Origin of the sequence: Kocuria carniphila (genome assembly GCF_004136555.1) — a bacterium.
Taxonomy (GTDB): domain Bacteria; phylum Actinomycetota; class Actinomycetes; order Actinomycetales; family Micrococcaceae; genus Kocuria; species Kocuria carniphila.
In genome coordinates, this window is sequence record NZ_NOIT01000016.1 from 65,358 (window position 1) to 78,258 (window position 12,901).

The window sequence follows — 12,901 nt, forward strand, 5'->3', positions numbered from 1 at the left end:
TCCCTTATATGAGCGTGCCCGGTGCGCGCCCGTCCTCATGAGTGCGGCTCCCGCCGAGACTCCGGTACTGACGGAAAACCCCGAGACTCACACGATGCTCAACGTTCCGTGGAATGTGGTGGTGTGGGACGACCCCGTCAATCTCATGAGCTACGTGGTGTACGTGTTCCGCTCCTACTTCGGTTATTCGGATGGGAAGGCACGCAAGCTCATGCTCGAGGTCCATCACAACGGGCGCTCGATCGTGGCGTCCGGAACACTCGAGGAAGCAGAGACCCACGTGAGTGCCCTGCACGGATACGGCCTGTGGGCCACGTACGAACGGGCGGATCACAACTGATGGCACACGGATTCAAGAAGACCCGCAAGGGCATCGTCGGGCGTTTCGAGGCACCGGAAGTGCAATTGCTCCAGAAGCTCTTCTCGGACGTGGCTGAAACCCTTCAACCTGAGGCCCGACCCGACGAGGATCCACTGGCCGCCATGGTCGGCATTGATCAAGACGTCAGCGAACCCACCGACCCGGCCCTGAAAAGGTTGCTGCCGGCGGCGTCGTCGGACCCCGAACAAGCCGAAGAGTTCCGCCGACTCACCGACCGGTCACTACGCGAAGCGAAGATCGGGGCCCTGAAGGCGTCGTCGTTGGCGCTGGAATCGGACCCCGTGACCCTGACCGTGGAACAGGCTCAGGATTTCGCGCGCTCGCTCAACGACATCCGGCTGGTGTTGGCTTCCCGCTTGGACATCACGACCTCGGAGGACGCTGAGCGGATCGGCGAGCAGGTCGATTTCGGGGAAGTGGAGGACATCCAGGACTACATGGCGGTCGTCTACAACTTTGTGTCCTGGCTGCAGGAGTCGCTCATGAATGCGTTGCTCAAGACGCTCTGACGGCACCCGGATGAACTCCGCGACACTGTGAGATGTCTCGCATGTGTTGCACTGTGCGACGTCACGAACCGTAGTTTCCGTTACCTTGGACGGGCACATTGTGCCGATTTTCTCAGTTTCTCGCGGTACTGGTGCTGGATCCGGTGACGACTGTGTCGCGGAGTGTGTCCACCTGTCGGCGGCTCGGATAGGGAAAATCGGCGCGGACCATTACTGTCTTTCGATATGCAGGATGAGCACGTGAACACTTCAGGCCCCAATCCGAACTCGCCCATTGGCGTGTTCGATTCCGGCGTGGGTGGACTGACCGTTGCTCGTTCGATCATCGATCAGTTGCCGCACGAGGAAATCCTGTATGTGGGGGACACCGCGCACGGGCCGTACGGTCCACTGCCCATTGCTCGGGTTCGTTCCTTGGCCATGGACATCATGGACGACCTGGTCGATTCCGGCGTCAAGCTCCTGGTGATTGCGTGTAACACCGCCTCCGCCGCGGTGCTGCGCGATGCCCGCGAGCGATACACCCGGGCCTACAACATTCCCGTGGTCGAGGTGATCCAGCCGGCCGTTCGGCGCGCAGTAGCGACCACCCGCAACGGGAAAATCGGTGTCATCGGCACGGAAGCCACCGTGGGATCTCGTGCTTACGACGACACGTTCGCCGCAGCGCCTCACCTGAAGGTCACCTCCGTGGCATGCCCCGAATTCGTCGACTACGTCGAGCGCGGGGTGACCACGGGGCCCGAGCTGCTACGCGCTGCGCAGGGCTACCTGGAACCCCTCAAGGAAGCCGGCGTGGACACGCTGGTTCTTGGGTGCACCCACTATCCGCTCCTGACCGCGGTGATCTCCTACGTCATGGGTGACAGCGTGAATTTGGTGTCCTCCGCTGAGGAAACGGCGCGCGATGTTTACCGTGCGCTGATGGACAACGACCTGGAACGCGACGTCAACCTCACCCCGCACCACGAGTTCCTGGCCACGGGTGATCCCGAAAGCTTTGAAGTCCTTGCCCGCCGGTTCCTCGGACCCGAGGTGCTGCGCGTCCGTCATACGTCCTCGGTGGCCGAACAGTACCCAACGGGTTCTTTGGCCATGATCCATCCGGCTCAGCGTTGAGTCGGTACCACGAAAGGCATCCCCAGTCATGATGTTGACCGTCATTGGGAACACCGGCAGCTTCCCGGGTCCCAACTCTCCTGCGTCGTGCTATTTGTTGACGGGCGAGGATCACGAGGGCCGTACCTGGCGCGTGATTCTGGATATGGGTAATGGCTCCTTGGGCGTATTGCAGCGCCAGATCGCGCTGGAAGACATCGACGCCGTGATGATCACTCACCTTCACCCCGATCACTGCGTGGATCTGGCGGGCCTGCACGTGGCGGTCAAGTGGGACCCTCGTGGCTGGAACTCCGGACGCGTTCCGCTCTACGGGCCGTCAGGATTGCACGACTATCTCAATCGGTCGCATGCAATGCCCGACGGCCACAGCATGGACACGGAGTTCGTGTTCAACGTGTGGCAGGAACGTCAGGCGGTCACCGTGGGCCCGTTCACGGTCACCCCGTTCCAAGTTGAGCACCCGTGCCCCGAGCCCTACGCGCTGCGCGTGGAATTCGACGGGCCCATGGGGTCTTCGGTTTTGACCTATTCCGGTGACACCGATGCGTGCGACGGGTTGGTGGATGCCGCACGTGACGCGGACCTGTTCCTGTGTGAAGCCGCCTACGAGGAGGGCCGTGAGGACCACCTCCGAGGGATCCACCTCACGGGTTACCGCGCGGGTCAGGCGGCAGCCCAGGCCCAAGTGCATCAGCTGCTGCTGACTCATTTGCCGGTGTGGAATTCACCCACCAGGACTCGCCAGGAAGGGATTGCCGCGTTCAGCGGACCGGTCGGTATTGCGGAACCGGGGTACACCTACAAGGTGGTTCCGGCGAATGTCACCATTTCGGGCGCGTTGGCAAGGCCTGCAACAGCGGACTAGGCTGGCGATATGACTTCGCCTACCGATCCGTCACAAGAAAATTTCACACTGGTCGGAGAGCGATCCACCCCTGATACGGCCGTGGCCGATTCGGCTGCCGCGAACGTCGTGCGTTCCGACGGTCGCGCCGTGGACGAGCTGCGGCCCATCACCATCACTCGTGGCTGGTCCGATCAGGCCGAAGGCTCGGCCCTCATCGAATTCGGCGGCACCCGCGTGCTGTGCACCGCGTCCCTGACCGAAGGCGTTCCGCGCTGGCTCAAGGGCGAAGGTCGCGGCTGGGTCACGGCCGAGTACGCCATGTTGCCGCGCGCCACCTCTACTCGTTCGGCCCGCGAGTCCGTCAAGGGCAAGATCGGTGGCCGCACCCACGAGATCTCTCGACTGATCGGCCGCGCGCTGCGTTCCATCATCGACCTCAAGGCCCTCGGCGAGAACACCGTGGTTCTGGACTGCGACGTGCTCCAAGCAGACGGCGGAACCCGTACTGCCGCGATCACCGGAGCATACGTAGCTCTGGCCGAAGCGATTTCTTGGGCCCACGCCAACGGCGTGATCAAGCCCAACGTCAAGCCCCTGGTGGACACCGTCTCCGCGGTCTCCGTGGGCATTATCGACGGCGTTCCCATGTTGGACCTGCCCTACGTTGAGGACGTCCGAGCGGAGACCGACATGAACGTGGTGGTCACCGGCTCCGGAGACTTCGTCGAGGTGCAGGGAACTGCGGAGGGCGCGCCCTTCAATCGACAAGAATTGGACGTCCTGCTGGACCTGGCGGTCGCGGGATGTGCGCAGCTGGCCACCATTCAGCAGGAAACGCTGGAGGCGGGCCGTGGACACTGACCCGGAACCGGCCAGGATAGTCCTGGCCTCCAAGAACCAGGGCAAGGTTCGCGAGCTCCAAGCCATGGTCGCCGCGGCCGTGCCTGATCTCGACGCCGCCACGGCAGTGGTCGACGCGCGCGCTGCTGGGCTGAGCGACGTCGTCGAGGACGGCGTGAGTTTCGCCGAAAACGCGCTGCTCAAGGCACGCGCCGCCGCCCGCGAATCGGGACTTGTTGCGCTCGCGGACGATTCCGGGCTGGCCGTGGACGTCATGGGAGGTGCCCCGGGAATCTTCTCGGCGCGTTGGTCCGGCCGCCACGGTGATGACACGGCCAACCTGAATTTGCTCCTGGCACAACTGGGAGATGTTCCCGATGACCACCGAAGCGCACAGTTCGTGTGCGCCGCCGCCGTGGTGACCCCCGGCGGAGCGGAACACGTGGTGTTGGGAGAATTCCCCGGGATGATCCTTCGGGAACCGGTGGGTGAGCACGGGTTCGGTTACGACCCGATCTTCGCCCCGGACGGTTATGACGGGTTGAGCTGCGCCCAACTGAGCCCGGAGGAGAAGAACCGGGTCAGTCATCGTGCGCGGGCCATGAACGCTGTGCTGCCGCACCTCGTGGCGGCACTGGAAGAACAGGACGATCCGGCCGGGGATGATCGACCGCGGCCGGGCTCGGGGGACTGAGTCATGAGATTCGCATGCGGACATCTTCCGTTCGCCGACGCCGTTGACGCGGTGCTGGCCGAAGCGGGAGTCAGCGTGGACCGTGCCGATTGGGAGGTGCACGCGGGAGGTTCCGCGCACATCGTGGTGAATGCGGGGCACGTGATGAGCGTGCGCATTGCCAAGAACCCTACGTCGGGAGAGAACGTGCGACGTCGCGTGCGAGCGTTGTCGTTGTTGCCCGACTTCGATTTCGCGGTGCCGCAGCCGTTGACGCGGGTGCTCAATGTCGGGCGGTACACGGCCGTGGGCATGACCTGGTTGCCGGGGACCACTCGCGATCCCGGCCCGGTGTCGCCGAGTATTCTGGGCAGCGTGCTGGACCAATTACGTTCGGCAGAGGTCTCGGAGGCGGCGCCGTGGTTGGACCGTCCTGGGCAGCACTGGGGTGGTCATCGCCGTCGCCATGTGTTGCTCGACCAGGTGATCCCGCGTTTGATTCCGAGCAATCGTCCGCGCGCGTTGGAAGCCATCCAGGACTTGGTGGATCTGGAAACGGTGGAACCGAAACTCGTTCACGGCGACCTCATGGGTAACAACATGCTCTGGGAGGACGACCGGCTGGTGGGAGTCATCGACTGGGATCACGCGTGCGTGTCCGATCCCGCGTACGACACCGCGTCGCTGGGGTTGTGGTTCGGGTGGGACAGTGTTCGTCACGCTACGACACCGGAGGACTTCGAGCGTGCGCAGCTGCATTCGAGGATCTTCCCGCTGCAGGCGGTCGCCTACGCGATCCACCATGAACTGGACATCGCGCAGATCAACCAGGCGGTGGAAAAGGCTGACGACTGGTACGAAGCACACGCATCGGTCCACGCCTGAGCCAACACCACCCAGCAAGGTCACAGTGGCGGCAATGACCAGTCCGTGGCCAGCGTGTCTGAGGCGAGCAGTAGCCTGTCACCGTGCCCGTCAGTTTCACAGCCATAGATTTCGAAACAGCCAACCGTAGCTTCGCATCCGCCTGCGCCGTGGGCGTAGTTCGCGTGGCGGACGGCCAGGTCGCTGATACCCAGTACTCGCTTTTGCGTCCGCCGCCGGGCCACGATCATTTTGAGCTGGGGAATATCAGGGTCCACGGTATTCGGCCAACGGACGTGGTGGGCGCACCGTCGTACGGCCAGTACTGGCGATGGCTCGTGGACCGGCTCGAGACGGACGATCCGGACGGGATTCTGGTGGCCCACAATGCGGTTTTCGACACCGGCGTGATCCGGGCCGCCAATCAAGCGGTGGGCGAACCAGCACGTCCGTGGCGCTATGCGTGCAGTTTGCGCCTGTCCCGTGCGGCCTACCAGTTGAGATCGTACTCACTCCCGGCCGTGTCGCACGCCGTGGGAGTCCCGCTGGAGAATCACCACAACGCGCTGGCCGACGCCCAGGCGTGCGCGGGCATCGTGATGGACCTGGCTCGTCGTAGCGCCGCCGAGTCCATGGAGGAACTCGCGGCTCACTACGGCACCAAAATCCTCAGCGCCCAGCTCTAGACCACCGGTTCGCAGCGACCGATTAATGGCTCGGGGCCGCGACGCGGTGCGTCACGGGCACCAGCGATCGCACCACTGGCATGCCAGTACGTCGAGTTCTGTGACCACGGCCCCGTCGTCGGTCGGAACGCTCGTGGTTCCCCAGCGGGCCGCGATCACCGCGGCTGCCACGGAACGCGCAGCTTCTGACGTGGCCGGATGCCCGTTGATCAGGTCGAGCGCGCGCGCCACGGTGCCTTGCGGGTCCTGGTTGCCGGCGTCATCGACCTGGGCAACTTTTGCAGCGGCCAACCCGAGTGCCAACGCCGACGACGCCGCGGTGCCGTCCGTCACCGCACGCGACAACGCGCCGTCGGCGGATCCGAGTTCCGCGCGATCCGTGACCTTCGAGACCATCCGCAGCAGTGCGTTGGTCTTCGGTGCGGGGCGAGTCATGCCGGCGCAGACCTCGATCACGGCCGCGAGGATGTGGGAGACATCCGCGTTCGTCTCGCGGGCCCTGACACTCGCGTGGATCGAGAGCGCGGTGGCGACCGCGGCCGTCTGTGCCTCGGGGTCGCCGTGAGTGATGGCCGCGGCATCGACCACGAGTGGAACGAGTGCCTTCCAACCGAGATTGGGGACCAAACCGTAGGGGATGCTGCGCGTTAGGACTTCGGGGCTGTTCGTCGTCGGGTCGATAGGGCGGACCACTTCACCGAACTCTCCGGTGGCCAGGACGGTGAAGCTGTCACCGTGGGGAGTTCCGGGGCTGGCGAGCAAAGGAAAATCACTCTCGAAGTCACGGGCCGGAGGTACCGGGGAGCTTGCCGGAGGCCGGGCACCGGCGGCCCGTGCCCACCGAAGATAGGAAAGCCACGCGCAGGCCGTGGGATCGGCGGAGAGACCGTCATTGGCCCATTCGGCCACTTCATTGAGGGCGTCGGCGGTTCGCGCGGCCAACTGGGCAAGCTCACCGGGTTCATCAGCGGCCGAGAGGGACGCGACGGCCAGACTCCGGAACACCGCAGTCACCGAGTCGCGGTAGGTGTCATGGGCCGGGGCAATGCCGCGGTCGGGGGAGAGCAGCTGCGAGGAAGTGGAGTCGGGCATGCCACCGAGTCTATGTGAGTCATGCGCGCCCTATGCGTGTCGGGGCGGGCGGATAGATTGACGATCATGAGGTTTTTACACACGTCCGACTGGCACTTGGGTCGCACCTTTCACGGCGTTGACGTCCTGGACGTCCAGTCCCGGGCCATGGACGAGATCGTCCACTGGGTGACGGAGCATCGAGTCGATGCCGTGCTGATTTCCGGTGACGTGTACGACCGCGCTCAACCGCGCACAGAAGTCGTAGAGCTGCTCAACACCACGCTGGCCAAGATTCGGCGCGCCGGAGCGTACGTGGTGGTGACGAGCGGAAATCACGATTCAGCCGCCAGGCTCGGTTTCGGCGCGGAAATCATGGCCCACGGTGGCGTGTTCCTCCGGACCCGCCTGGATCACGCCTCCCGCCCGGTGCTCTTCACCGAAGATGAGTCGGGAGTGGGAGTCACGGACACGGCGCTCTCGGGTGGTACCGGGAGCTCCGAGAAGCAGGGAACGGCGGAGTCTAGCCAGGCAGGAGAGAACGCGGTTGCGGTATACGGCATCCCGTACCTGGAACCTCGGTCCGTGGCTCCTGGGTTGGAGTGCCAGGCCACGCATCAGGCGGTTCTCCAGACCGTTGCACGTACTACCACGGAGGACCTCGCGCAGCGCCGCGACACCAGAGGTGTCGTGATGGCGCACGCCTTCGTCACGGGGGCGGCGGCCACGGAGTCCGAACGCATCATTGATTCCGGCGGTCTGGGCACGGTGAGCGCCGATGTCTTCGATTCCCATGATTACGCTGCACTGGGACACATCCACAGACGGCAGACCATTCGCGAGTCCGTGCGCTACAGCGGGTCACCCGTGGCGTATTCGTTTTCGGAAACCGGGCAGTCCAAGGGAGCCTGGCTCGTGGAGTTCACGGCCGGGAATGAACCGGAAGTGCTACCTCTCGATCACCGGGCGGGCCTGCACCTGGCCCAGCTGCGCGGTCACTTGGAGGACTTGCTGCGCGATCCCGAGCACTCAGATGCCGAGTCGGCATGGTGCCAGGTGGTCCTCACCGATTCCGAACGACCAGCAGCGGCCATGGATCGAATTCGCACCAGATTCTCCCAGACCGTGGAACTTCGGTGGGAGCCGGAAGGCGGCCGGGCGCAACCCCAGCCCAGTTACAGTGCCCGCGTGAGAACGGCCGAAAATCCGGAATCACTGTGCGCCTCGTTCTTCGACCACGTGAGACAGCGGTCCGTGACGGATCCGGAGCGCGCGGACATTGCCGCTGCAGTGGGTACCGCACAATCGGATGCACGGTCGGAGTAGGCGGAAACTAATATGAAATTGCATCGTTTGGAGATCACCGCGTTCGGCCCGTTTGCCGGTCACGAAGTGGTGGAGTTCGATCAGCTCAACGAGGCCGGGGTGTTCCTGCTCAATGGCGAGACGGGTGCCGGAAAGACCAGTGTGCTGGACGCGATTTGTTTCGCGCTGTACTCATCTGCTCCCACCACCGTGGCCATGGGTGGGCGGAAACCGGTCCACAGCGATCACGCGGAACCGGACACGGCCCCATTGGTCGAACTGGAGTTCTCATCGGGTGGTCGGCGCTGGTGCATCAGCCGTTCGCCCGCCTGGAGCAAACCGTCAAGCCGGGCGGCGTCGGGCTGGACGGAACTGCACGCCAAGGTGCTGTTGCGTGAATGGGTGGACGGCCAGTGGCTGGAACGTGGTCATCGCCCGGACGAGGTGGGGCAGACCATCGAACACGTGATCGGGTTGAACCGGGAACAATTCACCCAGGTGATGATGCTGCCGCAGGGCCGGTTTGCGCAGTTCTTGCGGGCCGGGTCCAAGGAACGGGAGAAGTTACTCGAGACCCTGTTCGGAACCGATATTTATCCGCGCATTCAGCAGGAACTCAAGGACCGGGCCGCGAACAGTCAGGCGGAGCTCGATGCTCTCCGGGTCGAGCAGCAACGGGACCTCGAACGCGTCACGCAAATGGATGCGCAGTTCGGAGAAGTTATCGGGGGCTTGCCATCGGGAACGGTGACAATTCCCAGGTCCCCTTCCCACGGTGCTGGTGCTGAATCGGCCGAGGACTCCACGACCGTCTCAGAACGGGAGCTGGACGATGCACCGGCGGAACACCAGCCGGTCACGGTCACGGACCTGTGTGAGCGCCTTTCCACGGCCGCGGGGGAATTGGACTCCGCCCGCGAAGCGATTTCGGTCCGGCAGGTCCGAGCCTCGGACAGGGCTCGGGAACTGGCTCAGCGGCTTCAGAACATCGAGCGCCACGATCGACTGACGGCAGCCCTCGAGCAGCTCCGCTCAGAAAAGGACACGGTCACCACTCGAGAGGCTGCGCTGACGCGGCACCGGGCGGCGCAGAAACTCAGGGGTTTCGTGACGTCCGTCGAGACTGCCCGAGCGGCGTCGGAGGAGGCCAAGAACTCGTTCGAGACCTCGCGAGAAGTGTTCTCGGAGACCTCATCCGATCTCGAACGGTTCCGGAGAGTCCTCGGGACCGCGACCACGGCGCTGGATGAATGGATCGACCACGGTCAGGATCTGGCTGCCGTGCGTGACGCGGCTGTCAGCGCTCGCCAAACGGCTGAGCAGGCGTTGGACGTCGACGCATCTGTCGGCTCGGCGCAACGCGCTCTCCGCGAGGTCGAGCACCAGGTGACGCAGCGAAGCGCGCGGCGACGAAGCGTCGAAGACCGCTTGGACGGCGCCGTCGAACAACGTGTTGCGGTCGAGCAGACCGCGACGGAACTGCGGTTGGCCACGCAGGACGCGGGAATGATCAGGGACCGTCACTCTCGAGCTCAGCAGACGCTGAAAGCGTCGGAAGAATTCCAGGGCCTGGCTCGGCAACGTGATGCCCAGGGGGAGCGCTACCGGACGGCCGAGGACAACCGCCGCGCGGCGGCCCGCCGCGTGGAGGACCTCGAAACCCAGCGCTTCGCCTCCGCGGCGGCAACCCTCGCTGCCGCCCTGCATAACGATGCACCGTGTCCCGTGTGTGGCTCCAGGGTGCACCCCGAACCGGCGGATCAGGAACAGGGCCAAGATGTCACGGAACACATGCTCACCGCGGCGCGATCCACTCGAGACCAGGCGCAGTCCGCAGCAGATCAGGCACATGCCAGCTGGCAAGAAGCTCAGCACCGCGCGGCGCAGGCACTCGGAGCGGGTGCGCAGGAGGACATTGATTCCGCGCGAGAGACGGCCGAGAAGTACGCCGCGGCGGTTCGCCAGCTCGACACGCACCTCGAAACTCTCAGCAAGACCGAGCAGGAACTGGCCGAACTGGATCGGAAGATCCAGGAATCCCGGGAAACCTTGCGGGAAATCGAGCTGCAGGCCGAACGCGATGAAACACGCCGGGAATCGTTGAGCATCCAACTCGACCGGGCTAGCGAGCACTTGGAGCGCGAACTGTTCGGCTTCGAATCGGTGAAGCAGCGTATGGGTGCGGCTCGGGATCTAGTGGCCGCAGTGTCGGAGGTGGACAAGGCCCAACGGCGCGTCGACCGCGCAGACCAGGAGCTCGACTACGCGCGGCACACACTGGCATCGGAACTCGAGGACTCACCCTTCGCCAATTCCCAGGAGGTCAACTCGGCACTTGTGGATCACACGCGGGCCGAGCAGATCGAGACCTGGCTCAACGAGTATCGCGAGCAATGGGGAAAGATCACCGCAGAGCTCGCCACGGAGGTCATGACCGCAACGTCCCTGTTGACCCCGGAGGAACGAGCGGAAACCACGTCCGAAACGGTGATGCACGCGAAACGGACCGGCGAGGAACTGGCCGCACAGCGAGATCACATCACGGCGGTGTCGGGAACGGTTGCCGCGTTGAAGCGTTCCGCGGTGGACCTGTCGCGTACTGGCGGGCAACGCAGCGAAGCCCTGGCCCGTGTGCAGGAACAGGCCGAACGGCTCGCAGGCCTCTCCGCGGTGGCCAACGGGCTCTCCACCGACAACAGTCTTCGCATGACACTCACCTCGTTCGTGCTGGCCGCGAAATTGGAACACGTGGCCGCCGTTGCCTCCGAACACCTGCAGCACATGTCCTCGGGTCGTTTCAGCTTGATCCACACGGACCAGGCAAAGGGCGGCGGGAAGGCAGGGCTCGGCCTGGAAGTGGATGATTCCTGGACCGGCATCAAACGCGGAACGGAAACGCTGTCCGGCGGAGAATCGTTCTTCACCTCTTTGGCCCTGGCCCTCGCGCTCGCAGACGTGGTGCGAGCTGCGGCCGGCGGTCAGGACATGGACACCTTGTTCGTGGACGAAGGCTTCGGTTCCTTGGACGAGGACACCCTGGAACAAGTTCTGGAGACCATTGACGGCCTCAGACAGAATGGGCGCGTCATCGGTCTGGTGTCCCATGTGGCGGAGATGAAACAACGCATCGGTACTCAACTGGTCGTGACCAAGACTCCCAAGGGGTCACACCTGCGCGTCATGACCGGTCTGGAAACGAACGCGTAGGCTGATGCCGTGAGTTCCTCAGTGCCTGCGCCCTCGCCCATCACCTCCAAATCGGCACCTGAGCTGATCAGAGATGTCCAGGTGCTCAACGGGCTGGGTGGGCGCGGCCTGACCTGGATCACGTTGGCGCTGCGCCTGCCGCAAGTGCTGGCCCCGCTCGGCGTGATTACGTGGGTGGCAACCCAGACGGCTTCGCCCTGGGCGGCTGCCCTGAGTTCCGCAGCAGTGTGCCTGGGGAGTGCACTGTGCGGCGTTCTCATGACCTTCTTTGTCAACGTTCCCTGGCGGCAATGGGGCATGGTGGTGCTGGCACTGCTGCAGGGCATGGTCATGTGGCTGCTGCCGTTGGCGCCCATTGAATCCGTGCCCACGGGGATCGACAGTCTGGGAATGTTCCTGCCGTTCTTCTTCGCGGGTTTGTCGTTGGCCCCGCAGGGCCTGGTGTGTCGAATCCGCTGGAACTCCCTCCTGGAACATCGCCAACGCGCGGATTTGTTGCCCACTGCCATGCGAGCGGAGTCCGTGAGCGAGGCCATGTCGGTGGTCACCGGTGCCGCTATCACCGGATTGATCGCGACCACGGCCGGTCCCCAAACGGTATTGCGTGTTTCCGCTGTGCTCTCGGTGGTCATGATCACCATCTTCATGCTGCACCCCTCCGCGAGGCTCAAACAGCCGGTTCTCACGGTCTCGCTCCGGGATAGTTCGGAGCGGCTGCAACAGGCCCGACGCTGGTCCGCTCAACGATTGCGCTCCATGTTGGTGGTCGGTTGCGGTGGGCTCGGCGCGTTACTCGGGGCAATCCAAGGGTGTCTGGTGGTGTTTGCCGTGTCGGTGGACATCGTGCCGTCAATGGGTGCCCTCTACGCCTTCTTGGGTCTGACATCCGCTATCGCAGCTGTGGTGACCGTGTCCTGGCGTACCAGGGTCCGTCCGTGGAATCTCTGGATCCTCTATTCCACGGCCGCCCTCTTGGCTTCCATGATGTTGTCCACGCCGTCCGGGGCCTTCGGATTCGCAGTGGTGCTGGCCTTGATCGGATTGTGCATCGGTCCCAGTCTGCTGTGTCTCTATGGACTCGCGGCGTATGCCGCACCCGAGGACATGTACAGCGGGCTCGTCTCGAGGATGACTGCGGCGACCTCAGCCGGTATGGCCCTGGGCCTGGTGCTCAGCGCGTACTTCGGCGTCCGCTACGACTACATTTCGGCCGCGCTCGTGCCCGTCTCGGTGGCATTGATTCCCTTGGCCGGATCCCTTGTGTTCATCTACATCTGGCGTAGGTCACCGCTGTCCAGCCCGCACACCTGAGACCGACGGCCGCGATGGCAGAGAAAACAGCGCTGCAGCCGACGATCGGCTGCAGCGCTGTTCGCTACCTGGCACCGAATGAGC

General features: G+C 64.2%; 12 protein-coding genes. 11 read left to right on the forward strand and 1 reads right to left on the reverse strand.

The window, feature by feature from the left end; translation table 11 throughout:
• Nucleotides 1-37 precede the first annotated feature (37 nt).
• The 8 genes from clpS to EWV37_RS12370 all read left to right on the forward strand — a co-directional run bounded on the left by clpS (nucleotide 38) and on the right by EWV37_RS12370 (nucleotide 5,923).
• Nucleotides 38-340, forward strand: a complete 303-nt coding sequence (clpS, locus tag EWV37_RS12335) for an ATP-dependent Clp protease adapter ClpS (RefSeq protein ID WP_095797336.1) — start codon at nucleotides 38-40, stop codon at nucleotides 338-340.
• On the forward strand, nucleotides 340-891 hold the full coding sequence (locus EWV37_RS12340; protein WP_129701906.1) for a DUF2017 domain-containing protein: 552 nt from the start codon (nucleotides 340-342) through the stop codon (nucleotides 889-891). The genes clpS and EWV37_RS12340 overlap by 1 nt, the downstream gene beginning before the upstream one ends.
• 225 nt (nucleotides 892-1,116) lie before the next feature.
• A complete protein-coding gene (gene murI / locus EWV37_RS12345; protein WP_095797334.1) occupies nucleotides 1,117-2,010 on the forward strand; it encodes a glutamate racemase in 894 nt (297 codons plus the stop codon).
• A gap of 28 nt (nucleotides 2,011-2,038) precedes the next feature.
• The gene (locus EWV37_RS12350) at nucleotides 2,039-2,878 is read left to right on the forward strand and encodes an MBL fold metallo-hydrolase (protein ID WP_129701908.1); all 840 of its coding nucleotides are present in this window, start codon (nucleotides 2,039-2,041) and stop codon (nucleotides 2,876-2,878) included.
• A gap of 9 nt (nucleotides 2,879-2,887) precedes the next feature.
• Nucleotides 2,888-3,721, forward strand: a complete 834-nt coding sequence (gene rph, locus EWV37_RS12355) for a ribonuclease PH (protein WP_274543007.1) — start codon at nucleotides 2,888-2,890, stop codon at nucleotides 3,719-3,721.
• Nucleotides 3,711-4,394, forward strand: coding sequence for an RdgB/HAM1 family non-canonical purine NTP pyrophosphatase (gene rdgB / locus EWV37_RS12360; protein WP_129701910.1), 684 nt, complete (start codon nucleotides 3,711-3,713; stop codon nucleotides 4,392-4,394). The genes rph and rdgB overlap by 11 nt, the downstream gene beginning before the upstream one ends.
• 3 nt (nucleotides 4,395-4,397) lie before the next feature.
• Complete coding sequence (locus tag EWV37_RS12365; protein WP_129701912.1) at nucleotides 4,398-5,258, forward strand: phosphotransferase family protein; 861 nt, start codon at nucleotides 4,398-4,400, stop codon at nucleotides 5,256-5,258.
• An 83-nt stretch (nucleotides 5,259-5,341) separates the two neighbouring features.
• Nucleotides 5,342-5,923 carry a 3'-5' exonuclease gene (locus tag EWV37_RS12370; protein ID WP_129701914.1) on the forward strand — a complete coding sequence of 194 codons (582 nt, stop codon included), beginning with the start codon at nucleotides 5,342-5,344 and terminating at the stop codon, nucleotides 5,921-5,923.
• A 51-nt stretch (nucleotides 5,924-5,974) separates the two neighbouring features.
• Here EWV37_RS12370 and EWV37_RS12375 read toward each other — a convergent pair whose 3' ends face one another.
• A complete protein-coding gene (locus EWV37_RS12375) occupies nucleotides 5,975-7,015 on the reverse strand; it encodes an ADP-ribosylglycohydrolase family protein (RefSeq protein WP_129701916.1) in 1,041 nt (346 codons plus the stop codon).
• A 66-nt stretch (nucleotides 7,016-7,081) separates the two neighbouring features.
• Here EWV37_RS12375 and EWV37_RS12380 point away from each other — a divergent pair, with 66 nt between their 5' ends.
• The 3 genes from EWV37_RS12380 to EWV37_RS12390 are packed head-to-tail and all read left to right on the forward strand — an operon-like array spanning nucleotide 7,082 to nucleotide 12,817.
• A complete protein-coding gene (locus EWV37_RS12380; protein ID WP_129701918.1) occupies nucleotides 7,082-8,320 on the forward strand; it encodes an exonuclease SbcCD subunit D in 1,239 nt (412 codons plus the stop codon).
• Between the two features lie 12 nt (nucleotides 8,321-8,332).
• Nucleotides 8,333-11,506 carry an AAA family ATPase gene (locus EWV37_RS12385; RefSeq protein ID WP_129701920.1) on the forward strand — a complete coding sequence of 1,058 codons (3,174 nt, stop codon included), beginning with the start codon at nucleotides 8,333-8,335 and terminating at the stop codon, nucleotides 11,504-11,506.
• Nucleotides 11,507-11,515: 9 nt separating this feature from the next.
• Complete coding sequence (locus EWV37_RS12390) at nucleotides 11,516-12,817, forward strand: MFS transporter (protein WP_129701922.1); 1,302 nt, start codon at nucleotides 11,516-11,518, stop codon at nucleotides 12,815-12,817.
• Nucleotides 12,818-12,901 lie beyond the last annotated feature (84 nt).